26 protein-coding genes are annotated in these 24,237 nt (G+C 57.2%); 12 read left to right on the plus strand and 14 right to left on the minus strand.

The features are described from left to right. Positions 1 to 473: 473 nt before the first annotated feature. Complete coding sequence (locus J0X15_RS05895) at positions 474 to 845, minus strand: response regulator (protein WP_206938892.1); 372 nt, start codon at positions 843 to 845, stop codon at positions 474 to 476. A 141-nt stretch (positions 846 to 986) separates the two neighbouring features. On the opposite strand from J0X15_RS05895, the gene J0X15_RS05900 reads away from it, so the two are divergent. From J0X15_RS05900 to J0X15_RS05910, 3 genes are read left to right on the plus strand one after another with little or no spacing between them, the layout of a single operon-like run. Then, positions 987 to 1,286: a DUF3572 domain-containing protein gene (locus tag J0X15_RS05900; protein WP_206938893.1), complete on the plus strand. Its 300-nt coding sequence runs from the start codon at positions 987 to 989 to the stop codon at positions 1,284 to 1,286. Beyond that, a complete protein-coding gene (locus J0X15_RS05905; RefSeq protein WP_206938894.1) occupies positions 1,279 to 1,965 on the plus strand; it encodes a hypothetical protein in 687 nt (228 codons plus the stop codon). Before J0X15_RS05900 ends, J0X15_RS05905 begins: the two co-directional genes overlap by 8 nt. Before the next feature lie 51 nt (positions 1,966 to 2,016). Further along, positions 2,017 to 3,393 (plus strand): DNA polymerase IV, encoded by a 1,377-nt coding sequence (locus J0X15_RS05910; RefSeq protein WP_206938896.1) that lies wholly within the window; start codon positions 2,017 to 2,019, stop codon positions 3,391 to 3,393. Between the two features lie 35 nt (positions 3,394 to 3,428). Here the strand turns inward: J0X15_RS05910 and J0X15_RS05915 are convergent, their stop codons facing one another. Further along, positions 3,429 to 4,379, minus strand: coding sequence for a cell envelope integrity EipB family protein (locus J0X15_RS05915; protein WP_206938898.1), 951 nt, complete (start codon positions 4,377 to 4,379; stop codon positions 3,429 to 3,431). 219 nt (positions 4,380 to 4,598) lie between these two features. Here J0X15_RS05915 and J0X15_RS05920 point away from each other — a divergent pair, with 219 nt between their 5' ends. The 5 genes from J0X15_RS05920 to J0X15_RS05940 all read left to right on the plus strand — a co-directional run bounded on the left by J0X15_RS05920 (position 4,599) and on the right by J0X15_RS05940 (position 9,390). After that, complete coding sequence (locus J0X15_RS05920) at positions 4,599 to 5,081, plus strand: RidA family protein (RefSeq protein WP_206938900.1); 483 nt, start codon at positions 4,599 to 4,601, stop codon at positions 5,079 to 5,081. Between the two features lie 162 nt (positions 5,082 to 5,243). Beyond that, positions 5,244 to 6,005, plus strand: a complete 762-nt coding sequence (locus tag J0X15_RS05925; protein WP_206938902.1) for a glycerophosphodiester phosphodiesterase family protein — start codon at positions 5,244 to 5,246, stop codon at positions 6,003 to 6,005. 83 nt (positions 6,006 to 6,088) lie between these two features. Beyond that, positions 6,089 to 7,363 carry a GNAT family N-acetyltransferase gene (locus tag J0X15_RS05930; protein WP_206938904.1) on the plus strand — a complete coding sequence of 425 codons (1,275 nt, stop codon included), beginning with the start codon at positions 6,089 to 6,091 and terminating at the stop codon, positions 7,361 to 7,363. A gap of 261 nt (positions 7,364 to 7,624) precedes the next feature. Continuing rightward, complete coding sequence (locus J0X15_RS05935; RefSeq protein ID WP_206938906.1) at positions 7,625 to 8,824, plus strand: methyl-accepting chemotaxis protein; 1,200 nt, start codon at positions 7,625 to 7,627, stop codon at positions 8,822 to 8,824. A gap of 137 nt (positions 8,825 to 8,961) precedes the next feature. Further along, entirely contained in the window at positions 8,962 to 9,390 is a 429-nt protein-coding gene (locus tag J0X15_RS05940) for an HIT family protein (RefSeq protein ID WP_206938908.1), read from the plus strand. A gap of 20 nt (positions 9,391 to 9,410) precedes the next feature. On the opposite strand, the gene J0X15_RS05945 is transcribed toward J0X15_RS05940, so the two are convergent. The 5 genes from J0X15_RS05945 to J0X15_RS05965 form a co-directional block, all read right to left on the minus strand. Beyond that, entirely contained in the window at positions 9,411 to 9,776 is a 366-nt protein-coding gene (locus tag J0X15_RS05945; protein ID WP_408015323.1) for an AzlD domain-containing protein, read from the minus strand. Next, positions 9,773 to 10,531 carry an AzlC family ABC transporter permease gene (locus J0X15_RS05950; protein ID WP_206938910.1) on the minus strand — a complete coding sequence of 253 codons (759 nt, stop codon included), beginning with the start codon at positions 10,529 to 10,531 and terminating at the stop codon, positions 9,773 to 9,775. Before J0X15_RS05950 ends, J0X15_RS05945 begins: the two co-directional genes overlap by 4 nt. 252 nt (positions 10,532 to 10,783) lie before the next feature. Then, positions 10,784 to 13,255, minus strand: a complete 2,472-nt coding sequence (gene clpA / locus J0X15_RS05955; RefSeq protein WP_206938912.1) for an ATP-dependent Clp protease ATP-binding subunit ClpA — start codon at positions 13,253 to 13,255, stop codon at positions 10,784 to 10,786. A 12-nt stretch (positions 13,256 to 13,267) separates the two neighbouring features. Continuing rightward, a complete protein-coding gene (clpS, locus tag J0X15_RS05960; protein WP_206938914.1) occupies positions 13,268 to 13,600 on the minus strand; it encodes an ATP-dependent Clp protease adapter ClpS in 333 nt (110 codons plus the stop codon). A 471-nt stretch (positions 13,601 to 14,071) separates the two neighbouring features. Then, on the minus strand, positions 14,072 to 14,404 hold the full coding sequence (locus tag J0X15_RS05965; protein WP_206938915.1) for a phasin family protein: 333 nt from the start codon (positions 14,402 to 14,404) through the stop codon (positions 14,072 to 14,074). Positions 14,405 to 15,071: 667 nt separating this feature from the next. On the opposite strand from J0X15_RS05965, the gene J0X15_RS05970 reads away from it, so the two are divergent. Continuing rightward, on the plus strand, positions 15,072 to 16,610 hold the full coding sequence (locus J0X15_RS05970; RefSeq protein WP_206938916.1) for a D-alanyl-D-alanine carboxypeptidase: 1,539 nt from the start codon (positions 15,072 to 15,074) through the stop codon (positions 16,608 to 16,610). Positions 16,611 to 16,651: 41 nt separating this feature from the next. Here J0X15_RS05970 and J0X15_RS05975 read toward each other — a convergent pair whose 3' ends face one another. The 4 genes from J0X15_RS05975 to J0X15_RS20265 all read right to left on the minus strand — a co-directional run bounded on the left by J0X15_RS05975 (position 16,652) and on the right by J0X15_RS20265 (position 19,081). After that, the gene (locus J0X15_RS05975; protein ID WP_206938917.1) at positions 16,652 to 17,353 is read right to left on the minus strand and encodes a DnaJ domain-containing protein; all 702 of its coding nucleotides are present in this window, start codon (positions 17,351 to 17,353) and stop codon (positions 16,652 to 16,654) included. Positions 17,354 to 17,399: 46 nt separating this feature from the next. Then, positions 17,400 to 18,176, minus strand: coding sequence for a VWA domain-containing protein (locus tag J0X15_RS05980; RefSeq protein WP_206938918.1), 777 nt, complete (start codon positions 18,174 to 18,176; stop codon positions 17,400 to 17,402). Positions 18,177 to 18,291: 115 nt separating this feature from the next. Beyond that, positions 18,292 to 18,726 carry a DUF1489 family protein gene (locus J0X15_RS05985; protein WP_206938919.1) on the minus strand — a complete coding sequence of 145 codons (435 nt, stop codon included), beginning with the start codon at positions 18,724 to 18,726 and terminating at the stop codon, positions 18,292 to 18,294. Between the two features lie 220 nt (positions 18,727 to 18,946). Beyond that, positions 18,947 to 19,081: a hypothetical protein gene (locus J0X15_RS20265; protein ID WP_269439386.1), complete on the minus strand. Its 135-nt coding sequence runs from the start codon at positions 19,079 to 19,081 to the stop codon at positions 18,947 to 18,949. Positions 19,082 to 19,421: 340 nt separating this feature from the next. On the opposite strand from J0X15_RS20265, the gene J0X15_RS05995 reads away from it, so the two are divergent. Beyond that, positions 19,422 to 20,177, plus strand: coding sequence for a DUF599 domain-containing protein (locus J0X15_RS05995; RefSeq protein WP_206938920.1), 756 nt, complete (start codon positions 19,422 to 19,424; stop codon positions 20,175 to 20,177). Here the strand turns inward: J0X15_RS05995 and J0X15_RS06000 are convergent. Together J0X15_RS06000 and J0X15_RS06005 are read right to left on the minus strand one after the other, a co-directional pair. After that, the gene (locus J0X15_RS06000; protein ID WP_206938922.1) at positions 20,063 to 21,307 is read right to left on the minus strand and encodes an adenylate/guanylate cyclase domain-containing protein; all 1,245 of its coding nucleotides are present in this window, start codon (positions 21,305 to 21,307) and stop codon (positions 20,063 to 20,065) included. The genes J0X15_RS05995 and J0X15_RS06000 overlap by 115 nt on opposite strands. Positions 21,308 to 21,437: 130 nt before the next feature. Then, entirely contained in the window at positions 21,438 to 22,241 is an 804-nt protein-coding gene (locus J0X15_RS06005) for a YdcF family protein (protein WP_206938924.1), read from the minus strand. 66 nt (positions 22,242 to 22,307) lie between these two features. Between J0X15_RS06005 and thiE the strand changes: the two genes are divergently transcribed. Both thiE and J0X15_RS06015 read left to right on the plus strand, forming a co-directional pair. After that, the gene (thiE, locus tag J0X15_RS06010; protein ID WP_206938926.1) at positions 22,308 to 22,898 is read left to right on the plus strand and encodes a thiamine phosphate synthase; all 591 of its coding nucleotides are present in this window, start codon (positions 22,308 to 22,310) and stop codon (positions 22,896 to 22,898) included. 118 nt (positions 22,899 to 23,016) lie between these two features. Then, entirely contained in the window at positions 23,017 to 23,439 is a 423-nt protein-coding gene (locus tag J0X15_RS06015; RefSeq protein WP_206938928.1) for a globin domain-containing protein, read from the plus strand. Positions 23,440 to 23,543: 104 nt separating this feature from the next. On the opposite strand, the gene J0X15_RS06020 is transcribed toward J0X15_RS06015, so the two are convergent. Next, positions 23,544 to 24,158, minus strand: coding sequence for an ATP-dependent Clp protease proteolytic subunit (locus J0X15_RS06020; RefSeq protein ID WP_206939305.1), 615 nt, complete (start codon positions 24,156 to 24,158; stop codon positions 23,544 to 23,546). Positions 24,159 to 24,237: the final 79 nt, after the last annotated feature.

Consider the following 24,237-nt stretch of genomic DNA (forward strand, 5'->3'; position numbering starts at 1 on the left):
TCTTGAGTAGGCGCAATATCTCTACGTAATACCCCGATAGAATTCCTTAGGGGCAAGACCGTCAAGGCATTTGTGGTACTCTGGAAGGAGTGGCCGGCGGGCGACAAGTATACGAGGAGGCCACTCTTCGACTTGCTGCCACGCCGGCCGGCCCCACGGACCCAGGAGATGCGGCGGACCTGAGTTGCACCGTAGGGATTAGAACCGTTTGCGCCAATCGGTCGGATCGCTGGCTCACAACCCTGAAAGACCAGGGTGTCCGTGAGTGAAACCTGATCCAAATCCGCCTTGGAAGCCGGCAGACAGTCTCTTGGCAGCGCGTGTTTACGCAGCTGCACACTACTGAAAGGGCATTAGAAATCAACAATGATAAGGGGTACAGACAAACTGGTCTGCATTCTTAGTAAACCGCTAACCTTAATGCCCATGGCGACCTGCGCAGCCCCGAGACATTTTACAGGTCGCAGGGCTTGTCAGCCTTCGCCAAGATAGGATCTCACCGTGTCGAGAAATTTGGTCACGGAAATGGGTTTCGACAGATAAGCCTCGCAGCCACCCTGGCGGATCCGTTCTTCGTCACCCTTCATTGCAAAAGCGGTTACCGCTATCACCGGGATCATGCTGATCTCGTCGTCTTCCTTGATCCATTTGGTCACCTCCAGACCGGACACTTCCGGCAGCTGGATATCCATCAGAACCAGGTCAGGCCGGTGTTGGCGCACAAGCTCGAGCGCTTCGATCCCCGTGCGCGTCTGCAAGGTGCTGTAGCCGTGTGCTTCGAGTAGATCATGAAACAGTTTCATGTTCAGCTCGTTATCTTCCACGATAAGCACAGTCTTTGACATTATTAGGCCCTTCAATCCGGCATGCAGCCGGGTAATGTCTGATAAACGATACGCCACATCTTGAAGCTGTGGCGTAGGTCCCCTCTCCGCTGTTAGTAAATGTTCTAACCCGGAATCGTTTCAGAAAGGCAAAAATTCGCGATGCATTCGGCCACTGGACGTACAATCAACGTTGATGAGGCACAAGAAATTGCCACCAACGCCCTTATTCATATTTCTCAGGACCCTGATTTGGTCGGACGCTTCCTGGCCGTGTCGGGAATCGGTCCGGAATCAATCCGCGACGCGGCAGAAGAACCGGGTTTTCTTGCCGGTGTGCTTGAGTTTCTGATGGGTGACGAGGCTTTACTGCTGACCTTCTGCGAGAACCATGGCGTCCGGCCCACGATGATTGCCGCATCGCGCTTTGCTCTTGTCGGACACCCGGACGATTATGCCTGAGCCCCATCCCGTCCTTCCCGAAACACTTTCCCAGATCCGCCAGATCCCCGCATCGGACCGGCCACTCGTGGTCTGTGACGTCGATGAGGTCATCCTCCACCTGATTCGGCCGATGGAGGCCTATTTCGCTGATCTCGGCTTGGTCTTCATGCAGCGCGTCTACAAGCTGACCGGCAACATCGCCCGCCGCGGCGAGAATGTGCCGATAGCAGCAGACGAAGTGCGGAGGCATATACACACCTTCTTCGACGCTTTCGTGCATGCTCAGGAGGTGGTGCAAGGAGCGCCCCAGGCGCTGCGACAGCTCGCGCGCAACATGGACATCATCCTGCTGACAAACCTGCCGGGCACCCACAACCGGGCTGCCCGCGAAACACTTTTGAAGAGCGCCGACATCGACTACCCGATGATTACCAACTCCGGTCCGAAAGGCGGTGCCGTGGCAGCCCTTTCGGCTGGCCGTCAGAGTCCAATTGTCTTCATCGACGACAGCACCGTGAACCAGGCTTCGGTGCACGCCAGCCTGCCAACGGCAAAACTGATCCAGTTCATCGCCGACGACAGTTTTCGCACAGCCCATCTCCCCGCCGATCACATCGATCTGCTAAGCGGCGATTGGGCTGAGACAACCGCATTCATCGAGGCTATCATGGCGCAGTCGGCACGGGACAGGGACTGACCCTGGTTCTGTCCACCTCCCCTGGGTAATTCAGCTGGCAGATCTCCGTTCGTGACCCTCGTTTCGTCCGCCCCTTCTGTATCAGAGACCAGTCCACAGGCTCTATGCCGGGACTGTTGCCAACGCGTGCGCCCGCGCCGCCAGCGTTGCCCCTCCTGCGGAAGCTCGCGCCTGCTCCAGCATCCTGAGCTTTTTTCACTCACCATCGCCCATGTCGATTGCGACGCGTTTTATGCCTCTGTCGAAAAGCGCGACAATCCGGACCTCATAGACCAGCCAGTCATTGTCGGCGGCGGTCAGCGCGGCGTCGTCTCCACCTGCTGCTATATCGCCCGCATCTACGGCGTGCGCTCGGCCATGCCGATGTTCAAGGCGCTCGAGGCCTGTCCCGACGCTGTTGTCGTCAAACCGAACATGGAGAAATACGCCGAAGTCGGTCAGAATATCCGCGAGAGAATGCGTGCCCTGACGCCGCTGGTTGAGCCAATCTCCATCGATGAAGCTTTTCTTGATCTCACCGGAACGGAGCAGCTGCACCATGCCAGCGCAGCCGAAACCCTGGTGCGATTTGCCCGCGCCATAGAAGAGGACTTGAAGATAACCGTATCGGTCGGCCTGGCCGCCAACAAGTTCCTGGCAAAACTGGCCTCTGACCTGGACAAACCGCGCGGCTTTTCGGTGATCGGGGCCGCCGAAGCCAAAACCTACCTGGCGGATATGCCCGTCGGCAAGATCTGGGGCGTTGGCAAAGTGTTGCGCGACACGCTCGCCCGCGACGGACTGACGACAATTGGTCAGTTGCAGCTGATGGATCCCACCGATCTGGCCCGGCGCTACGGTGCCATGGGGATCCGACTGGCAACGCTTTCTCATGGCCGCGATGACCGCAAGGTCACACCGGAACGGCCAACGAAGAGCGTCTCCGCCGAGACCACTTTCAACTCCGACATCTCTCGTCTGGAGGTTCTGCGGCCAATCCTTCTGGATCTGAGTGAAAAGGTCTCACGCCGCATGAAGGCAGCCGATCATGCAGGCCGGACTGTCACGCTCAAACTGAAGACCGCTGACTTCAAGACCATCACACGCTCACGTCAGCTCGCCGACCCAACCCAGCTCGCCGACCGCCTGTTTCGCGCCGGCGATAATCTTCTGGAGCGGGAAGTCGATGGTCAACGACGTTTCCGCCTCATCGGCATAGGCCTGTCAGATCTGTCCAGCCCGGACAATGCCGACCCGCAAGATCTCGTCGACCAGGATGCAGACCGCCGCAAGAATGCCGAACTGGCAATGGACCGGGTCCGCGAGAAATACGGCAAGACCGCCGTCGAACGCGGCCTCAGTCACCAATCGCGAAAAGAGCGCGACAAACTGCGAGAAGATCAGCCCGAGGGCCAAGCCTCTTCGGTCAACAAGCGCCGCCCCGAGTAAACGTAGCTTTCGCCCACTATGCAACACGCCAAACCTCAGTCCGCGCAGCCGCTGGGCCCGTCGTGCATTACAAAATCAGACAGCGTGCCCTGCAGCACAAAATCCCCATAGTCAAGCTTGAGGCTTCGGCTGACGCCATTCTCATAAAGCTGGAAAGACATTTGATAGGCCGGCAATTGCTCTCCGACGCCGGCGTTCTCAGGATCGAAGTAAGCGATCGACACAGGCCAATGCCGTCCCTGCGGAACAGCTTCCACCCCCTTGGCGGAAGCATCATCAGCCGGAATTGGCGTGTCCAGCGAGTGACCGATGATTGTCGTCGTGGCAAACACCTTGTCTCCGCTTTCAGACCCATCGAACACATCGGCCAGCACCAACACATCGCCGGATCTGGCCGCCTCAATGACACGCACCAGATGCTGAGTGGGAAACAAAACCGATGTTTTGAGATCAAGCGTGCGCTGCGTGGGCTTGCTGAGCTGAACGACCTTCTTTCCGGCCTCCTGCTTGGCAATGCCCTTGCTTTCCTCCATCAGCTTTTGCGCGACATAAGCCTGACTGATGAACTCCAGCTGGTCGCCATCCGCACTCTCATAGGATGTGCTGCGCAAATCCGTCACTTGCCCCAGGCCTTGCGTGTCCTGAAATTCGGTCACGAAGCGGAAGCTGGTGGAATAGCCATCGCAGACGCTGCCAGCGAAGTCATAGACCATCCGGCCGCGCACATTGCCGATGCCGGCTCCATCATCGGATTCCACCAGGCGCAGATTGTAGATGGCACGATGCGGCAGAAGCACGACCGCTGTGGACTGGCCAGCTTCACTTTGCCCCGGCGAAGCCCCCACCTCGACGGCTCCTGCCAAAGCGGGGAGAAGCGCAACGCAAGCAGCTGTCGCTGAAAGGAGGCCCAGAAAGCGGAGACTCACAGAAGAGCCGGTTGGCGCAAGCACCTCCGCTCGCTGCATCCACGCGGTCGTCGCCTGCATACTGATCTCCCACTCACAAACGCTGCCCGCCAGAACGATACTGTCCAGCTTGATGCTTTCAGTCTAAAGCCTTCACCCAGCCCCCGCCAGCTCTTAGCGGTCCGCACTGGTGGACAATTCGCTTCACGCGTGTTTTCGCTGCGGTCGCCCTTGCCCTTGCCCCGGTCTCCCCTCTAAAAACGAACGGAATTCACCCTTTCTGCATGGAGTTTCAGACACGTGACCAGCGATCAAGACACCGGAACCATCGATGCCCGCCTGGCCAAACTGGGTGTGGAATTACCGTCTCCGGCAGCCCCTGCGGCGAACTATGTTCCCTACATCCGCTCCGGCAACCAGCTGCTCATCTCAGGTCAGCTTCCAATGGGCCCCGATGGCCTGGAGCATGTGGGAAAACTTGGCGGCAATGCATCGCTGAAGGATGGCAAATCGGCAGCCCGTCTGTGTGCGATCAATCTGTTGGCGCAGGCCAAGGCCGCTGTCGGCGATCTGGCCAAGGTTCGCCTGATCAAACTCGTCGGCTTCGTCAATTCCACCGATGACTTCACCCAGCAACCACAGGTGATCAACGGCGCCTCCGATTTCATGGTTGAGGTTCTGGGCGACAAAGGCCGCCATGCCCGATCCGCCGTCTCCGCCGCCTCACTGCCTTTTGGTGTCGCCGTCGAGATTGAGGCCATCTTTGAAGTCTCTGACGACTGACAATCGATGACCCAGGTGTAGGAGCCTGCCGGTATGCTACCGATTTTGGGGGATGACCGGCGGGCCGAACGGCGACATGGCGTCAGCGTCAAAAGCCCGTCATATAATTCACGTTCAGTTGCCGAACTTTTTCGCGCAAAGCACCGCCCCAAGGGTCCACTGATGTCCATGCTGCAAGAAATTTTCGCTCACCCGATCGCCCACCGCGGCCTCCATGACAAGAGCCGAGAACTCATCGAGAACACCCCCTCAGCGGTGTCTGCTGCCATCGAACAGGGCTTCGGTGTTGAGGTCGATCTGCAGGAAACGGCAGACGGCCAAGCACTTGTCCATCACGACTATGTCCTCGACCGGCTTGTCGATGGGACCGGGCAGGTCAACCGGTGGACCGCGTCTGAGCTGACCGGGCTTGCCATGAAGCAAGGTGGCGACAAGCTGTGGATGCTGCAGGATCTGCTGGATCTGACTGCCGGCCGCGCTCCACTCGTCATAGAGATCAAGTCGAGGCGCGCCCGCGACGCTCAGGCCGACTTCGTCCGAGGCATTCTCGACACTCTTGTCCAATACAAAGGGCCGGTCTGCATCAAGTCGTTTGATCCCGACATGCTGTCAGTTGCCCGCGCGCACCGGCCCGAAATCCTGCGTGGGATCGTTTCCTTTGGCTTTCATGATGAATACGCCAAGACCAATTACACCCGTATGGATCGCTTTATCCTTCGCAATCTGCTTCACACCCCGCGCACTGCGCCGCATTTCATTTCCTATGGAATTCAGGATCTGCCAGCCTTTGGGCCTTCAATCATGAAAAAACTCAAAGGCACCCCCATCATGAGCTGGACCGTGCGAACCCAGCAGGATCGGGAGCGTGCTGCGCTTTTTGCCGACCAGATCGTCTTCGAAGGCTTTGTTCCCCCGGCAGGATAAGAAGCTTCCCTCTTGCAGCGCAACAGCTGACCTCTAAATTGGGGAAGTGTTGCCCCGCCAACTGACTGCAACAGGGACCTTTCATGTCACCAGCCGATGACACTGGCACTTCCGACTCCGTGCGCGTTTCGAATGAGGAAACGCCTCAGGAGGCCACCCTCAGCTTGTTGTCCAGTCTGGACGACATTTCGCCTGAGGTTTGGGACAGTATTGCCAACCCAGGCTGGCACATGGCCGCCGACGGCTCTTTGGAATCCCGCCCGACGCTTGATTCACTTTCTCAGGAAACTGACTTCAACCCTTTCCTTTCACACGCTTTTCTCCAGTCACTTGAAGAAAGCGGCTGCGTCAGCGGCAGCACCGGATGGGCCCCTCATCACGTCATACTGCAGCAGGGTAACGAGGTCCTGGGAGCTGTTCCTGCCTATCTCAAAAGCCATAGCCAGGGAGAGTATGTCTTCGATCACGGCTGGGCGGAGGCCTTCTACCGTGCCGGCGGCGAATATTACCCCAAGCTACAGATTTCAGTACCCTTCACCCCGGCGACAGGGCGCCGGTTTCTGATCTCTCCGGCCATCTCCCGGAAAGCCGGCATTCGCGCTCTGGCCGGTGGGCTGGTCGAAGTCTGCCGCTTGTCCGGCGCCTCGTCCGTCCACGCGACATTTCTGACTCAGCCCGAATGGCAAACGTTGGGCGAACTGGGCTACCTGCAGCGCACCGACAGCCAGTTCCACTTCGAAAACACCGGGTACGGCACTTTCGATGACTTCCTGCAGCAACTCAATTCCCGCAAGCGCAAAGATATCCGCAAGGAGCGGCGAACCGCCCTTGAAAACAACATCCAGATTGAATGGCTCACTGGTTCTGATCTGACCGAAGACCACTGGGATGCGTTCTACGAATTTTACCTGGACACTGGCAGCAGGAAGTGGGGAACGCCGTACCTCAACCGAAAATTTTTCTCGCTGATCAATCAGCGTATGGCCGGTCGGATCCTGTTGATCATGGCCAAGCGCGAAGGCCGATATATTGCCGGCGCACTGAATTTCATCGGCTCGGACACCTTGTTTGGTCGCAACTGGGGCTGCAATGAACAGCACCCCTTCCTGCATTTTGAGGTCTGCTATTATCAGGCGATCGACTTCGCCCTCGCCCACGGACTGAAGCGCGTCGAGGCCGGGGCACAGGGGGCTCACAAGCTGGCACGCGGCTATCTGCCCACCCTCACCCGCTCAGCCCACTGGATTGCTCACGAGGGCCTGAGCGACGCCGTCGCACACTTTCTCGAGCAGGAACGCGAGGCCGTCGGACTGGAAGCCGAAGCGCTTGGCGAACACGCTCCTTTCAGAAAGGCATAAGCATCCGTCTGCCAGTTTCCTGATAGCTCACCTACGGACCTTGAGATGATTCGAGCGCAGTCCTTCCGGATATGCCCGCGTGGATGCATCAGCCTAAATCACGTCCAACGTGTAAAAATATTCGGATTGTAGAAGCTAGAAACCATTTGCATCCGCTACGGCAAGATCTTGATTTCGCACCACGAACGCGCAGGGTATTTAGGTATTTTTTACCATGTTCGACGAGCTTGAGCGCAACTTAATCGTGCAGAGGCTTCCCGAATGTTCTCCCTTAAGCGCCGCAAATCCGAAGTCGATCCCATGGTCCAGGAACTCGAAGACCTCCGTCGCTTCAAGCGGGAAGTCTCCGGCTTGCTGAACTCCCTGCCGTTTGGCCTGGTGATGACCGATAGCAAGCACCATGTCGTCTTCGCCAATGCCAAGTGGAGCAAGACTTTCGGGAACGTTCTGGAGACGATGGCCGCACCGGTTCATATCAGGGACCTGTACCGTACCTGCCTCGGCAATACGCCCAGTGCGAGCGATCCGGACGCGGCTGCAGAAGAACGCTACCAGACCTTCACCACCAAATTCGGTGAGAACTATCTGGAAAATCCGAACGGTGAATATCACAAGGTCTATCGCGGCATGGTTCCAGACACCGGGATCATCGGGTTCGGCATGAATGTCAGCGACATGCGCGACCGCCAAACCGCCCTTGAAGTTGCCCTCGGACAGTATCAGGAAGACATCAAGACCGGCATTACGGATGTCGGCGAGCAGCTTCAGACTGTCTCAGGCCTGCTCAGCAGCGCATCGAGCAACATGGAAGAGAGTGTTGGAAACGGCATGGAACTCGCCTCGGCGATCTTCTCCGCAACCGAAGAACTCTCTTCCTCCATCAGTGATCTGACCCAGCGTATGCAGACCACCGCCGAACAATGCAGCAGCGCCAGTGGCACGGTGAAGAACACCGAAGGTCGCATTCGTGAGTTGAGCCATGCGGTTGAACGCATCGAGACATTCGCCAGCACCATTCAGGCCATCGCCGACCAGACCAACCTGCTGGCTCTGAACGCCACCATCGAAGCAGCGCGCGCCGGTGAATCCGGAAAAGGCTTTGCAGTTGTCGCCGCCGAGGTGAAGTCCCTGTCGGAGCAAACCGCGCGCGCAACCGCAGAAATTGCCGTCCAGATCGAAGACGTACGCCGGGTCACGCGCGAAACGGAAACGGCCATCTCAGATATTGCCACATCGATGGGCGGCGTCGTTGAACTCACCGAAGATGCCGCCTCCGCCATTCAGGAACAGGCTTCAGCCGTACATCAGGTGACCGGCCACATGGGGCAACTGCACTCTGTAACGGCGCGGAACAAGGAAATTTCGGAGCATATCTCCGGCGCAGCCGACAGCGTGACCCATGGCTCGACGGACCTCATCAGTCTGGTGGACAAGGTTGTCGATCGGAAATTTGACATCTGATACCGCGGAGACGCCGTTGACTGGCAACAACGGACATGGGCCGCAGCCTTGGGAGCAAGTTCATCGGAAACCGACTTGCCCCTGCCCCGCCCTTGTCGATAGTGTCGCCTCAGAATAAACCAGTTGGGAAGCGCCGCATGACCACCTCCTCCTACGACGATCAGAACATCTTCGCCAAGATTTTGCGTGGCGATCTGCCAAGCCACAAGCTCTACGAAGATGACAGCACACTGGCGATCATGGACATCATGCCGCGCGGCGACGGCCACTGCCTGGTGTTGCCGAAGGCCCCCTCGCGCAATCTGCTGGAAATGGACCCAGCCGCACTGTCGGCAACAATGGCAACTGTCCAGAAGCTGGCGAACGCAGTCAAACAGGCCTTCGAAGCGGATGGTGTGACACTGGAACAATATACCGGAGCAGCAGCTGGCCAGACGGTGTTCCACACGCATTTCCATATCATCCCGCGGATCGAAGGTGTCGCACTCAAGCCTCACGCCGGAAAAATGGCCGACAATGATATACTTTCCGAGCACGCAAGGAAAATCCGAGCCGCTCTTTCCTGAGGACGGGTGTCTGCATCACCCTACAATCCGAGCAACAACCAGCCGCCGATAAGGATGACTTCGCCGGTCAGCACCCCGACGATCACCCGTTTGCCAAGCAGCATATAGGCGATGAACCCGCCGACCCCTGCGAGGATCCGCAGCCACATGGGAGTGACTTCCAGAACACCGGTCGGAAATAGAATGAGTTTGGAGATCACGCCGGCCACCAGTGCCGTTGCAACAGATCGCACCCAGATCAACAACTCGCCGTCTTCACGCAGCTTTCCACCTGCGAAGACGCCAATCCAGCGCCAGATGTCGGTGGCAATCCAACCTGCGACAATGATCATCACGTAGGGCCACCACCAGGTGTCGGCCATGGCCGCCTCAAATCCCAAAGTCACGACAGCCCCCGCCGTTGGAAACGTGTTCCCAGATACGCCAATGTTCCACCGACAAGACCAGTCCACAGCAGATCAAGACCGGGGAAATAAAGATAGAAAAAAGGCCCGAGCAAAATTCCGATGACCATTGCTGCCTTGTCTGAAGACAATTTCGATGCGCCCCACAGCGAGCAGACGAAATAGATCGGGGTCAGGATGAACAGGCCACCGGCTACCGGCTTCGGCAGGTCATCAAGAAGAAGATAGGCCGCGCCCGTAACACAGGTGACACAAAAGGTGAGACTTGAGGAGAAACCTGCAAAAAACGGCAGCCGCGCATCGCGGGGCAGCTTCGGCAGGTTGTGCATGGCATAAACCCATGCTGTCACAGCAACAAAGTGAGAGATGTAAAGCAGCTGCCAGGTCTTGGTTTTGCCCGGCACCCTGACCATCGGCATCATGGCCATGGTCATTGGCATCAGACGCACAGACGCCAGCGCCACTGCGATGGCAGCAGGGACAATGCCAAGCCCTGTCGAGATGGCACCTGTCAGCACCACAATCGAAGGCAGCGCCCAGACCAATCCGGCCATAACCAGCGTTTCGGTCAACGTCAGACCCGAGCCCCGCGCCAACCCGGCATAGCCGATGAAGGCCGCCATGAGAATGACCGCCGGCAGAGAAACCATCGACCTGGCTCCGCGCAGCATCCAAACATAGGCCGGAAGTCCGGAGTGCTCATCGTCGGGAGACAGCTGTTCAGAATCGCTCGCCATTGTCGCGGCTTACCCTGCAGAAATTAGGAAGGTCTCCTTACGTATTCTTCCTGAGCCAGCCTGTCAAATGGCAGGTGATCTGGATGGCTTGTAAGTTGAAGACAATTTCACACGCCCAATGCCACGCTGACTTTCCCGCCTTACACGACCCGTCTGCGCTGGGGTGGAAACATGAAAAAGGCGGCAGGACCGAAGTCGAGCCGCCTTGATTCACATTGTTATAAATCGCAGGCAAAGCCCTGGAACGACTCATCAATCCGCCAGCGGCACCTTCGGAACATGGCTCTTTTTCGGCGTTGAACCGCCATCAGAAGACCCACCCTTGTCACTCGAACCGCTGCCTTTTGAAGACCGCTTGACTGCCGCCTTCGTCGAAGCAGGCTTGCGCTTCCGCTTTGGCTTGGCAGCAGCTTCCGCCTTTGGCTTGACCGGCGCAACAGCCCGCTCTTCAACCGTTTCCAAAAGCAGACCGGCCTCATCTTCAGACACCGTCACCTTGACTGTGCCGCCCTTCATCAACTTGCCGAACAACACTTCATCAGCCAATGGCCGCTTGATGTGCTCCTGAATGACCCGCCCAAGAGGACGGGCGCCCATCCTGTCGTCGTAGCCCTTCTCGGCAAGCCACTCGGTCGCGGCTTCAGTCAGTTCAAAAGTAACATTCCGGTCCGCCAGCTGGGCTTCCAGCTGCATGACGAACTTCTCGACAACTTTGTAGACCACGTCTCGTGGCAGGTTGGCGAAAGGAATGATTGCATCCAGACGGTTGCGGAACTCTGGCGTGAACAGCTTGTTGATCGCCTCGGCATCCTCGCCGGACCGCTTGACCTGACTGAACCCGACAGGGGCCTTGGCAAGGTCAGCCGCCCCAGCGTTGGTCGTCATGATCAGGATGACATTGCGGAAATCAACCTGCTTGCCGGTATGATCGGTCAGCTTGCCGTGGTCCATCACCTGCAACAGGATGTTAAAGAGGTCCGGGTGGGCCTTTTCGATTTCATCCAGAAGCAACACGCAATGCGGATGCTGGTCGATCCCGTCGGTCAGTAGACCGCCCTGATCGAAGCCAACGTAGCCCGGAGGCGCGCCGATCAGGCGAGACACCGTATGCCGTTCCATATACTCCGACATGTCGAAACGGATCAGCTCCACCCCAAGCGAAGATGCCAGCTGGCGCGCCACTTCGGTTTTGCCAACACCGGTCGGACCAGAGAACAGATAGCTGCCGATCGGCTTGTCCGGCTCGCGCAATCCCGCACGGGACAGCTTGATCGCCGAAGAAAGCGTCTCGATCGCGTCATCCTGTCCGTAGACAACACGCTTCAGATCAGCCCCAAGAGAGGACAGAACTTCCGCGTCGTCTTTGGAAACAGACTTCGGCGGGATCCGCGCCATCGTGGCGATGGTATTCTCAATTTCCTTCACGCCAATGGTCTTGCGACGACGGCTTTCAGGGATCAGCATTTGCGAGGCGCCGGTCTCATCCAGCACATCAATGGCCTTATCCGGCAATTTGCGGTCAGCGATATACTTCGCCGACAGTTCCACTGCCGTCTTGATGGCATCATGAGTGTAGCGGACTTTGTGGAATTCCTCGAAGTACGGCTTCAGGCCCTTCAGAATATCGATGGCATCCGGAATAGACGGCTCATTCACATCAATCTTCTGGAAGCGACGGACAAGCGCCCGGTCCTTCTCGAAGAACTGGCGATATTCCTTGTATGTGGTGGAGCCGAGGCAACGGATCGCGCCAGAGGCCAGAGCAGGCTTCAACAGATTGGAGGCATCCATTGCGCCACCCGATGTCGCGCCGGCCCCAATGACAGTATGAATTTCATCGATGAACATGACCGCATTCGGATAGTCCTCGATTTCCTTCATGACCTGCTTCAGTCGCTCTTCGAAATCGCCACGATAGCGGGTTCCCGCTAGCAGCGCGCCCATGTCGAGCGAGAAGATCGTTGCGTCCTTCAGGACCTCCGGCACATCGCCCATAACAATTCGATGGGCCAGGCCCTCAGCAATGGCAGTCTTGCCGACGCCAGGGTCACCGACGAACAACGGGTTGTTCTTCGATCGGCGGCACAGGATCTGGATAGTTCGTGAAATCTCGCTTGCACGACCGATCAACGGATCGATCTTGCCCTTGCCGGCCTTCTCGTTGAGATTGACGCAATAGGCTTCAAGCGCATCGGTCTTGGCCTTCGGCTTTGGTTCGCCGGGATTGCCTTGAACGATCTCTTCCTCTTCCACCCCTTCAACCGGACGTTCTTCGGAAAGACCCGGCCGTTTGGCAATGCCGTGGGAAATGTAGTTGACCGCATCGTAGCGGGTCATGTCCTGGTCCTGTAGGAAGTAAGCCGCATGGCTTTCCCGCTCGGCGAAGATCGCAACCAGCACATTGGCACCGGTCACTTCCTCACGGCCGGAAGACTGGACATGGATAACAGCACGCTGGATCACTCGCTGGAAACCGGCTGTCGGCTTGGAATCTTCATCCCCTTCCGTCACCAGGTTTTCGAGCTCTGTCTCGATGTAATCGAGCAGACTGCGCCGGATGGCATCCATGTCCACATTGCAGGCACGCATGACCGCGGCGGCATCCTGGTCATCCAGGAGAGCAAGCAGCAGATGCTCTAGCGTTGCATATTCCTGCTGTCGCTCATTGGCGAAGGCAAGGGCCTGATGCAGTGCTTTTTCGAGACTGCGAGAAAATGACGGCACGAGTGAAATCCCTCATTTTTTTTCCATTACACACTGCAGCGGGTGCTGGTGCTTTCGAGCGAAGTCCATGACCTGGGTCACTTTGGTCTCCGCCACCTCGTAGGAGTAAATCCCACACTCTCCGACGCCATGATGATGAACATGCAACATGACACGGGTAGCTTCCTCCCTATTCTTCTGGAAGAAGCTTTCCACGACATGAATCACGAATTCCATGGGCGTATAGTCGTCATTCAGCAGCAAAACCCGATATACATTCGGTCGCTTTGCAACTGTTTTAGGCTTGGTTACGACAACGGTGCCCGTACCGTGGTCACCATCTTCAAAATCAGCCCCGCCTGACATGTATGAGCCCAATGTCCTCTATCAATCTCTTGGCAGCAGTCTAACAACCGCAGCAGCCCAGCGAAAGCCTCAACGAGCCGATCACCAGTTTTTAACCACCCTGCCTTTTGGCGACACCGTAAAGTTTGACAGGTGTCGGCAGTGCCAGACGCAAATGGAGATAGCGGCAAATCGTGAAACGCCGCCGAACCAGACCGGATGGCCTGACTTTCAATACAGTATGTGGGAACCTCACCGCGGAAGGTAAAGGGCCCGAATGAAATCTATTGCCACTCCCCGACAGACATGTGCGCCAGTTTACGCCAGCTAAAGAACAACCCCCGCAGGCAATCCCTGCTCCAACCGGCCCAAGCTCGACCAGGACCGCCCACAAACGACAACGCCGCGCCAGGGTTCCCCCGGGCGCGGCGTGCAAAAACTCAAATGCGCAATAGACTGCTAGAAGCCTGACAGGCCAGCAGTCGACACGACTTACTTTCCGACTTTGGCCATAACGGCTTCAAAAGGCTTATAGGCGTCTTTTGACAGCTCGGTGTACATTTCACCCAGCTTGGTCATTTCGCCCATCATGCTTTCGTAGGAGCTCTTGACGAACTCAGACTGAGTCTCAAAGGCGCTCTCAACAGACTTGGAAGATACCATCTTCTCAACGATCGCGGAGCTCTCTTCGAAAGACTTTTTCTGGTAATCGACAACTTCAGCCGCGATGGCCTGGACACCCTTGGTCATGGCGCCGAAGCTTTCCATGGCAAGATCCATATTGTCTTTGCCCATTTTCTGGATTTCGTCGAAATTATTCAGCATTGAAACTGCCCTCAACAACTTATGACGGAGGTAGGCCCTCGGCGATCAAGCGGAACCCCCCGGCCATACTCCATGAAGCCTCTTGGCAGCAGAGCAAAAATGTTGGCTCGGCAGCTGTCCCGCAACTGCAGGGGCACAATGATGCAGCGCACAATAAAAGTCAATCTTGATTTCGCATCGCAGAAATAAATTCCGTAACGGAAATATTGGGGAAAACGGAGAGTTACGGATCGCACAGCACGCGTCTGCTCACCATTTTAGGCCTGCTCGCACACCCCCATCATTCACCCCGAAAGAAGACAGACCAAAGCAATGAAATGCAATATTTCAAAAATTTCAAATCAAAAATAAACTATACAGAAAAATACAGCGCCGTTATCGAAAAATTAAGCATGAAATTCTGATAAAAACAAATAAAAATATTAAAATTCAGAAAACTTACTAAAAAACGACTTTATAAAGACATCAGTTAATACATTTACGATACATTAATACTAATTTTTACCAAATATTTTTTCCAATTTGACGCCCCGTTCTTTACCAGTTCGTAACCGCGTTTGCATGAAATCACTACACGTGCTCATTCGGCAACGCAGCCTTGCGGACCATCGCAAGACGATTGACGTTGTCACCCGGCCACCTCGAAGAAAGCAAGTCAGAGTTAGGTATGCGTTCCTTTCGCAAAATGATCCGAGTCAGACAGGCGCTCCAGGCCCTCGCCGTCACCACCCTGCTGGCTGTCGCCGCAGCGCCGGCGCACGCCAATTCCAAATACGCCGGAATTGTCGTCGACGCCAAAACCGGCAAGACCCTTTATTCTTCCGCGGCAGATGCCCGGCGATATCCGGCAAGCTTGACCAAAATAATGACACTCTACATCGTGTTCGAAGAGCTGGAGGCCAAACGCCTCACGCTTTCCAGCCCGTTGAAGGTATCTAAATACGCGTCCGGTCGTCCGCCCTCTAAGCTCGGACTGAAGCCGGGCTCCACTATCAAGGTGAAGGACGCCATTCTGGCGCTTGTCACCAAGTCGGCGAACGACGTGGCGACTGTCATTTCGGAAAACATCGGTGGCTCGGAAAAGGAATTCGCCAAGCGGATGACCCGGACGGCCCATCAGATCGGCATGAGCAAGACTCAATTCCGCAACCCGCATGGTCTGCCGAATTCCAGCCAGTACACCACAGCACGCGACATGTCGCTTCTGGGGCGTTCGATCCAGGAACGCTTCCCGAGCTACTACAAATACTTCCAGACCCGCGTCTTCACCTATCGTGGCAACCGCTATGGCAACCACAACAAGCTGCTGGGTCGTGTAGAAGGCGTTGACGGCATCAAGACCGGTTACATCCGCGCCTCCGGCTTCAACCTGGTCACTTCTGTCAAGCGTGATAATCGCCACATCGTGGCTGTCGTCATGGGCGGACGCACCGGCCGCTCCCGCGATGCCTACATGAAGAAGCTGATCGCGGAATACATGCCAAAGGCCAGCACAGGCGCCCGGACAGCACCACAGCTGGTCGCTCGGACGACCGTGCCTGCCGATATTCCTCTTCCGACCCTGAAGCCGTCGACCGGCGTCGAAGCCACAAACGGCGCCATGGTGCTTGCCATGGTTGAACCCAAGGCGGCTGCTGCCGACCCGACCTTGCTCGTCAGTGGCACCGTGCCGCTTCCGCCCAAGGCCGTGAAATCGCGGATGGCCAACAGCTTTGCTGCAGCCGGCCTGCCGCCCGCATCCATCCCGAACGCCAATCCCGCACACACAGGAGCAGTTCCTGCCGCTGCGACCGTCACCAGCGTTCACGTAACAGGCACGATGCCGGTAGCCGCACCGGCCCCAGCCCCCGTGCCTGTGGTTGTCGCCAGCCTCGCTCCGGCACCAGCCCCTGCCCGTGAAATGACAGACGACAGCGGCACCTCCGACATGGTGGCCACCAATAACTCCGTCGACACCGGCCCGACCTGGCAGATCCAGATCGCCGCGGCGGAAAGTGAAAGTGGCGCCATCAAGATGTTGAAAAAGGCCAAGGCCGCTGAAGGCCCTGCCCTGCGCGGCACCGTTCCGGTGACCGAAGAAGTCGCAACCAAGGGGCAGACGCTGTACCGCGCCCGCTTCGCTGGCTTTGCCAACAAATCTGCTGCTTGGGGTGCATGTAAAAGCCTCAAGCGCTCCAAGTTCGCGTGCTACGCGATCTATCAGTAACGCTCGTTAAAGCCACCTATCAGTCTTGCGTAATGGTGACATCAATGTCTTCTGAGAAGCCTATCCTTAGCCTCGTTGAGTTTCGCAGCCAGGAAAGCGGTCCCACCTCTGTCGGGATGCAGCAACTTCATCAACCTGCGATGCGCGGCTCTAACTTCCGGGTCCCCGGCGTCGGGCGAAAGCCCCAAGACCTCGTAGGCCTCCTCATCTGTCATGGAGCCAGAGCTCGCAGAGCTTCTCTGCCGCTCTGTTCCATCCGCCTGGAAGTCTACTCTCCATCCGGGAAACCGGCGGTCGAGGTAAGCTTCGACTAAGGCCTGACTCTGTTCGTCTGCGGCACTTTTCTGCCACAGGCGCTCCAGTTCGGCATCCGACAAGCTGTCGAGGGATCGCCCTGTGAACTCTCCCGCCAGCACCTGCCCGCTCATGTCGCCGGTGTCATGGTCCAGCCTCATCTCGAGCAGGGCCGTTCGCACCTGCGAGAATTGCCCAGACGACGGCTTCGACCGCGCCTGACCGCCAAACAAGCCGGAGAACCCGAGAAGGGACAGTCCGGCACCTGCGGCAGGCAAAGCCAGAACGATCCGCCCTGTCACCGCAAGCAGTCCGGCCAGGGCCAGCAGAACGACCCCGGCAAAGGTCTTCAGATTGCGCGCCAGATCTGCCGGGTTGGCATGGACAAACCGCTTGCCTGCAAACAGCAAAAGCCCAAGCAACAAAAAACCGGCTAGCAGATAGTGCATTCTCGCTCCAACTCACATTTCCACATCACTGTCGCGCTATGGCCGACTAGCGTTGCATTCTCTCAAGTAGAAGTCTGGCCCCTCGGTCGCCCTCTCCCTGCAGTTTGACCAGTGCGTCGCGCCCTCCCGAGGCGTAGACCGCAACAGCCTTCAACAGATCGGCCAGGCGGCCTGCCGCGCCGCTTGTGAAAGCACAATGCGCGCCGCCGCTCAACCGGGCAATTTCCGCGAAGGCTTCAGTCGCAGCCGGATCGTTGCCTTCCTGAAACAGGAAAATTGGCACTCTGTGCAGGCCGAGCTCGCCGGCCCGCGCGCACAGCTGGTCGACATTTTCCTCCATGCAATCACCGACATAGACCAGTGCCGACACCTTGCCCTTCGCCGTTTCGTCGAGCGCGCTTTTCAAGACCTTGGCAATTTGCGTCCGCCCGCCCTGGCAAGAGATTCGCCGCATGACGGCCGCCAGTTCGGTGCCTTTCTCCATCCAGCGCGAAGCACGGCATTCTCCGAAACCGCGAAAATAAACCAGCTTTACCGCCAGGCCAGAGACCTGGTCCGCAACGTGAAACATTTCAGATTGAATGTGGAGCGCCTGATCCCAGGTCGCCTGACGACTCATCGTCGCATCAAGCGCAAAGATCAGCCGACCACCAGGGGACCTTGTCGAGACTGTCACTGACGGTTGGTGACCAGATCCGGACACAGGAACCCGAGCGGCTGTCTGCAAGAATGCCGAGACCTGATCGGCAGAGGAAACATCCACCTGCACCTCCGGCTTTGGCGCACTGACTGACCTGTTGGGCTCCTTGGAGCTCTTGCTCATAACCACATCTCCTTTCCCTAGATGTCGGGAAGGAAAGCGGTTTTGGCAAGTCACTGTCTGGCAACAATCGGAAAAGATCTGCAGATCACGCGTCTCAACGCCGCAACCCAAGCCCTCAGAGCAGACATAACTCGGTCAGCTCCCGGCGCATCTCTTCCGGCATGGAAGCCGCTTCACGCCCCCCTGTGACATCCTTTGGCGCATCTTCCGACTTCAGATACCGCCATCCCTGGAAGGGGCGTTTCGGTTGATATTGGGTCAGAATGAGCCGAGGTTCGAGTACGAGGTCGCAGCGTTTGACACCGGCAGCATCGGTGAAGGGGCGTATGTCGAGAAGATGCTGGCGCACCTGGATCCGTCCCTTGATAACCCAATAGAGCGAGCCGCCATCGAGCAATTCTTCACGGCGCGTCGGCACCATGCGGGTCGTATGGGTATGTTCATGCGATTCGCCGGAAAGCGTCTTCTGCTCCAGCCGGAAATCGATCCAGGCCTGCAGGCTTTCCACGCTGTCGGCACCAACACAGAGCTTCAACAGGTTCAAGGTCATGCCAATTGAGGTAATGCACTGGCCCTGCGGGTCAATCGCAACCCCGGTTCAGAGAAGCCTTATACACAGGCTAAATATGAAAAAGGCGGGATCCCGGTTTCCGAGATCCACGCCTTTTAGGTCCGTTTCTGAAAGATCGAGACTGTCGCCCGATGCTTTGCCCCTCCGTTTTCGGAGGGCGGCACGTCTGAAATGTCAGCCCAACTGGGCGTCTCATTCCTTAGCCTGCGATGGCCACTGCCTGTTGCGCGTTCTCTACGTCGTTGAAGAGAACAAGCAATGCGAAGGCACTTCCCAGAGCCACAACCGTCCACACGGTTGCTGCCCAGCAGGACTTCGGTGCATTTTCGTCCATGAAACCCCTTAGATATCTCTTCAGACAGCCCCGCTCTGGCGCGGTGCAATATGTCCTGATTGAGGCAAGCACTTAACGGATCCCTAACGTGCTCGCAAGTGCAAAAAAATGGGTTCAGATCTGCACAAATTGCAGAACTGTGACAAAACGAAACGTCGCCAGAGACTTAAGGCCTGTGTGAGCCATTCCGGATACTGGCGGCAATCAACGCCACCTGATAAAACAGGCAGGAAGATCAGCGCTCGAGCACCGGAAAAACTGACTAGTTGGTCATATCAAGGCATTCAGAGCGACTAGATAAAAAGCAGAAACCAAAAGAATTTAAACGGGATAACCATCGATGACATCGCTGAGCCTTCTGGACTGCATCGCCATCTCCTGGTTCATCGTCGTGTGGTTTGGCTTCAATTATCTGATCGACTCCAGCCCCATGCGCAAAAAGTCCCTTTCCAAGGCGATGGAGGTTTATCGGCGCACCTGGTTCCTGACGCTATCGCGCCGCAGCGTCCGGATCATGGATACTGCCATCCTCTCTGGGCTGCAGCAGGGAACGGCGTTTTTCGCTTCAACGTCCCTGCTTGCCATCGGCGGCAGTTTCGCGCTGCTGGATTCAACCGACACCATCCTGCAAGTCGCAGGGGACCTCTCCATTCCGGTGGAACAGAGCCGCGCTCTCTGGGAGGTGAAGGTACTGGGACTGATGCTGATTCTGGCCTACAGCTTCTTTAAGTTCGGCTGGGCCTATCGGTTGTTCAACTACTGCAGCATCATCATGGGCGCCATCCCGGACGTCGGGACAGCCTCCGATGATGTGATCACCAAGATCGCCAATCAGGCTGGAGATATGAACATCATTGCCGGCAAGCATTTCAACCGCGGCCAACGCGCACTGTTCTTCGCAATCGCGTTTCTCGGCTGGTTTGCCGGGCCCCAGTTCTTCATGGTCACCACCGGGCTGGTGATGCTGGTTCTCGTTCGCCGTCAGTTCGCTTCGCGGTCACGCGATGCCGTGCTTTCCGGGCACCAGGTACTGGCGTCATTGGAAACCAGCGACGGCGCAAAGACCGAGACCGGGTCATCAAATCCCTTCACCTGATAGCGCCCATACAGCCCTGCACGACAGCCCATGAGGTCGGCGATGGTGTCCGAAACCAGAATGTCCGCGTCGAGATCCTTCGCCAGCTCCGCAATGCGCGCCGCCAGATTGACCGTTGGGCCAATCACCGTGAAATCGAGCCGGTTCTCGCTTCCGACATTACCAAAGAACACATCCCCTGCGTGCAGCGCGATACCCACCCGCATGTCCGGCGTTTCCACACAGCAATTATTGGTATTGATGTCCTGGATGGCCGCTGTGGTTTCCCGCGCCGCCTTGAGGGCCCGCATCGCCGCTTCCTGAGGATCAGTACCATCGCCATAAGGAAAGATGGCCATGACCTCATCCCCGATGTACTTCAGCACCTCTCCGCCGTGAGCCTCCACAGCATCGGTCATCGCGCCGAAGTAGTGATTGAGAAAAGCGATCAACTTGTCGGGCGGCAACTCGTTCGACAGCTTGGTAAAGCCGCGCAGATCGGCGAAGCTGACAACAGCCGAAATCCACTCGCCTTCGCCACGCTTGATCGTTCCGTGCAGCACCCGATTGCCGGCACGTGGGCCGACATACGTATCCAGAAGCGTTTGAGCCGTGCGGCGCAGGGTGCTCATCTCACACACAAGTGCCAGAGGCCGGATGATGGAATCAAACACCGCCAGATGGGTGCTTGAAAAGCCGCCTGGGGCCTTGGTCGCATAGGAAATCGACTTGATCGACCCATCGGAGAACGGCATCGGCAACACGATGTAGTCCGTGTAGCCCTCCTTTCGCAGGTCCGGGATGATACCGAACTCACCGTCTTCCTTTTGCGCGGTAATCCGGCGACGAACGGAGAGACCTTCCTCGTAAACGATCTTCAGGGGAGAGTTGTGATAGCTCTCGTCCAGCTGTTCGTTCTGCATGTAGCGGCGCAATTCATGCGTTCCGTCACTGGTCCAGACCGCGGCTTCGGCGCGCACGCTCGGATGCAGGATCATGATTCCTGTGGTGGCCCTGTCGACCGGAACGTTGCCCGCGCGCAAGCGCTCGGCCAACGATTCAATCAAAGCCAGCGTGTCCTGTTTTCCCAGCGCTTCGCCGTAAAGCCACTGGACAACTTCTGCAGAAATGAGGGGCGCCTCAAGCACCATAGTCTTTATCCCGTTCGATCAATCCGCCTTTTATATGGTTCATTTTTGCTGTTTCACAACTCGCAGAATTGACGTTGCGGACGCGGGACGGCTCTGCTTATTTCGCATAGCTCCTGCAAATGCAGGAGATCTAAGGCGCCGGAAACAAGTCACTGCTGCGCCCCGTCAGCCAATAGATTGTCAGGCCCAGCCATTCGCGAAAAGCTGTATCGAACCGCAGAAGGCCGTTCGAAACACCTGAAAACAAATAGCTTTCTCCGCCTTCCGCAATCACCCGATAGTCGACGGGATAGGCGATGAGACGCTCGTGCCCTGCCTGTCGAAACACGCCCATGGCGCGCGGCATGTGATAGGCAGAGGTCACCAGCAGCCAGTTCCCATCTGAGCGCCCTCCAATCAATCTTTTGGTGAACACTGCGTTCTCATGGGTGTTGCGTGATGCGCCTTCCAGAAGAACGCGTGCGTCGTCGATACCGAAATCCCTGAAGAGCCTCCGAGCGCCATCTGCTTCACTGACGTCCCCCGGCACCAGGTCCCCCTGACCTCCCGAATGCACAATAACTGCCTGCGGAAACAGACGCGACAGATAGGGAACAATCGTCATGCGCTCCGCCGCCTCATTCAGCGCAACATCACGACGCCCCTCTGAAGCGCTGGTGTCCATCGCTCCACCAAGAACGATGATCCCGGCGATGTTCTCGGGCAAAGCCGTCAACTCCGGCAACGGAAAACGTTGTTCCAGCGGCGCCATCAGCCAGTTTGCCGCGGGAGACAGGCCAATGAACAGAAGCAGCGCCAGTGCCAGCCCCGCCAGCCAACGCCCGGCCCTCGCCCAACGCGTCCAGGTCACCAACCAGCCGACCACGGCACTGGCGAGCAGAAAATTGCTCGGCTGAACAAAAAAGAAGCCGATTTTCGACACGATAAAAAACATCGCCCTTGCCAATCCTATCGCGTTTGCGGGAGAGCTAGCCCACCTCCTGAATGGAAAGGCCAGCCCATGCTTCACCCCTTCTACCTGATCGTGGATGACCCACAATGGATAAGCCGACTGGCACCAGCCGGACTGAAGCTTGTCCAGCTGCGGATCAAGAACAAAAGCGGCGATGCCTTGATGCAAAGCTTGCGGCAAGGCCTGACAGTGGCACGCAACGAAGGCATCACACTTGTGATCAACGATCACTGGCAGCTGGCTATCGACTTGAAGGCCGAATGGTTGCACCTGGGGCAGGAAGATCTGGAAGACGCAGACCTGAAAGCGCTGCGCCGCGCCGGCGTCCGCATCGGCATCTCGACTCACACCTTAGACGAGCTGGATCGGGCATTGTCCTTCGAGCCTGATTACATTGCCATCGGCCCGGTTTTCCCAGCACGGGGCAAACAGGTGGATTATCCTTCTCTCGGGGCTTCAGGCATTGCAAAGTGGCGACAGAAGGTAACCTGTCCGCTGGTTGCAATCGGCGGAATTCGCCTGGAACAGGCAACCGAGCTTCGGGCAGCCGGCGCCGACAGTCTCTGCGTAATCACCGACGTTCTGGCCGACGTTGATCCGGCGGCCCGTTGCCGCGCCTGGATCAATGCCACCCTTTGAAATAACTAGACTTTCCGAGTGATCGCCCAGTTCGTGACACATATCACATGTCAAAATCACCGACAGAGCAAGACTGCCTCGACAACCTGAAACTCGCTAAGCGAAGAGGGACATCGACATGACGCTATATCTCGACCTGGGCGGCCGACCGGCACTTCGCCATGCAACAACCCGCCTGTTGACCCGCCTGCAACTGGACCCACTGTTCGCCGAAACCACGCTGTCTCATCAGAATGACCTGCAGGAAGACCTGATCGAGTTCCTGTGTTTTATATTCGAAGGTGCGCCAGTTTATGAAGGCCGGACAGCGAACAAAATGCTCGGCCCCTATTGCGCCTGTGATCAAACTTTCGACCATCTGGTCGACCACATCGTGACGGTTCTGATCGGCTCAACCGGAGCCTCTCCGCTGGAGACGACGATTCGCGCACGCTTTGACCGGCTCCGACCAATTCTCCTCAAGCCAGACAGCGATGACAGCGGCTCCCCCTCGCCACTTTTCTCGGCACACGTGCCTCATTCCGAGTGCGTTCCAGCCTGAGGACGCGCGGCTTAGGTCCACCTGGCAAAGAAAAACGGCGCGGAAATCTCCGCGCCGTTCGAATCATCTATCGGTGGCCTGAAGCCTGTGGCCAACCGCGCTTTTTAAGACAGCTCGCCTACATTCGTGATGACCTTGCCAACGAGACCGTATTCGATCCCCTCTTCCGGGCTCATCCAGTAGTCACGATCCGTATCCTTCTCGATGCGCTCGATCGGCTGACCGGTTGCATCGGCGAAGATCTGGTTCAGGCGATCACGCATCTTGATGATCTCCTTCGCCTGGATCTCGATGTCTGTCGCCATTCCGCCGGCACCACCGGACGGTTGATGCAACAGGAAGCGAGTGTTCGGCGTGCAGTAGCGCATTTCCTTAGGTACGGAAACGTAGATCAGCGCTCCAGCGGAAGCGACCCAGCCCATGCCTAGAATACGGACTTCCGGTGCGATGAACTTGATCGCATCGTGGATCATGTCGCCGGACTCCACATGGCCACCCGGCGAAGAGACGATCACGGTGATCGGATCGCTGGAGACCTGCGCCAGCGCCAGAAGGCGCGCACAGACGTCCTTGGCCATCTCTTGAGAGACAGGACCGGTGATCAAGACAGTACGAGCGTCAAAAAGATGCTTGTCCACCTGGATCGACTGCTGGCTCTTGGCCTTGTCCTCGTCTTCGTCCTCAAGTCGGGCTGGCACGGCGGAAGAATAATTTTTCATGCGCAGGATAGGCTCCATTGAAGAAATGCCGGTGCGGATCACCGGCTGGTTCTTTCCCATATGTAGGATATCGGGAAGC

Source organism: Roseibium limicola (genome assembly GCF_017313085.1).
GTDB lineage: Bacteria > Pseudomonadota > Alphaproteobacteria > Rhizobiales > Stappiaceae > Roseibium > Roseibium limicola.

Bases quoted from the DNA above. Each gene is read 5' to 3' on its own strand.
- J0X15_RS06005 (WP_206938924.1), bottom strand. From the start codon at position 22,241: ATGTTTTTTATCGTGTCGAAAATCGGCTTCTTTTTTGTTCAGCCGAGC.
- J0X15_RS05975 (WP_206938917.1), bottom strand. From the start codon at position 17,353: ATGCACTATCTGCTAGCCGGTTTTTTGTTGCTTGGGCTTTTGCTGTTT.
- J0X15_RS05985 (WP_206938919.1), bottom strand. From the start codon at position 18,726: ATGACCTTGAACCTGTTGAAGCTCTGTGTTGGTGCCGACAGCGTGGAA.
- J0X15_RS06000 (WP_206938922.1), bottom strand. From the start codon at position 21,307: ATGGTGCTTGAGGCGCCCCTCATTTCTGCAGAAGTTGTCCAGTGGCTT.
- J0X15_RS05940 (WP_206938908.1), top strand. From the start codon at position 8,962: ATGACCACCTCCTCCTACGACGATCAGAACATCTTCGCCAAGATTTTG.
- J0X15_RS05930 (WP_206938904.1), top strand. From the start codon at position 6,089: ATGTCACCAGCCGATGACACTGGCACTTCCGACTCCGTGCGCGTTTCG.
- J0X15_RS06020 (WP_206939305.1), bottom strand. From the start codon at position 24,158: ATGAAAAATTATTCTTCCGCCGTGCCAGCCCGACTTGAGGACGAAGAC.
- clpS (WP_206938914.1), bottom strand. From the start codon at position 13,600: ATGTCAGGCGGGGCTGATTTTGAAGATGGTGACCACGGTACGGGCACC.
- J0X15_RS20265 (WP_269439386.1), bottom strand. From the start codon at position 19,081: ATGGACGAAAATGCACCGAAGTCCTGCTGGGCAGCAACCGTGTGGACG.
- J0X15_RS05915 (WP_206938898.1), bottom strand. From the start codon at position 4,379: ATGCAGGCGACGACCGCGTGGATGCAGCGAGCGGAGGTGCTTGCGCCA.
- J0X15_RS05965 (WP_206938915.1), bottom strand. From the start codon at position 14,404: ATGCTGAATAATTTCGACGAAATCCAGAAAATGGGCAAAGACAATATG.
- J0X15_RS06015 (WP_206938928.1), top strand. From the start codon at position 23,017: ATGACGCTATATCTCGACCTGGGCGGCCGACCGGCACTTCGCCATGCA.
- J0X15_RS05950 (WP_206938910.1), bottom strand. From the start codon at position 10,531: ATGGCGAGCGATTCTGAACAGCTGTCTCCCGACGATGAGCACTCCGGA.
- J0X15_RS05905 (WP_206938894.1), top strand. From the start codon at position 1,279: ATGCCTGAGCCCCATCCCGTCCTTCCCGAAACACTTTCCCAGATCCGC.
- J0X15_RS05995 (WP_206938920.1), top strand. From the start codon at position 19,422: ATGACATCGCTGAGCCTTCTGGACTGCATCGCCATCTCCTGGTTCATC.
- J0X15_RS05935 (WP_206938906.1), top strand. From the start codon at position 7,625: ATGTTCTCCCTTAAGCGCCGCAAATCCGAAGTCGATCCCATGGTCCAG.
- thiE (WP_206938926.1), top strand. From the start codon at position 22,308: ATGCTTCACCCCTTCTACCTGATCGTGGATGACCCACAATGGATAAGC.
- J0X15_RS05900 (WP_206938893.1), top strand. From the start codon at position 987: ATGCATTCGGCCACTGGACGTACAATCAACGTTGATGAGGCACAAGAA.
- J0X15_RS05895 (WP_206938892.1), bottom strand. From the start codon at position 845: ATGTCAAAGACTGTGCTTATCGTGGAAGATAACGAGCTGAACATGAAA.
- J0X15_RS05925 (WP_206938902.1), top strand. From the start codon at position 5,244: ATGTCCATGCTGCAAGAAATTTTCGCTCACCCGATCGCCCACCGCGGC.
- J0X15_RS05970 (WP_206938916.1), top strand. From the start codon at position 15,072: ATGCGTTCCTTTCGCAAAATGATCCGAGTCAGACAGGCGCTCCAGGCC.
- J0X15_RS05980 (WP_206938918.1), bottom strand. From the start codon at position 18,176: ATGAGCAAGAGCTCCAAGGAGCCCAACAGGTCAGTCAGTGCGCCAAAG.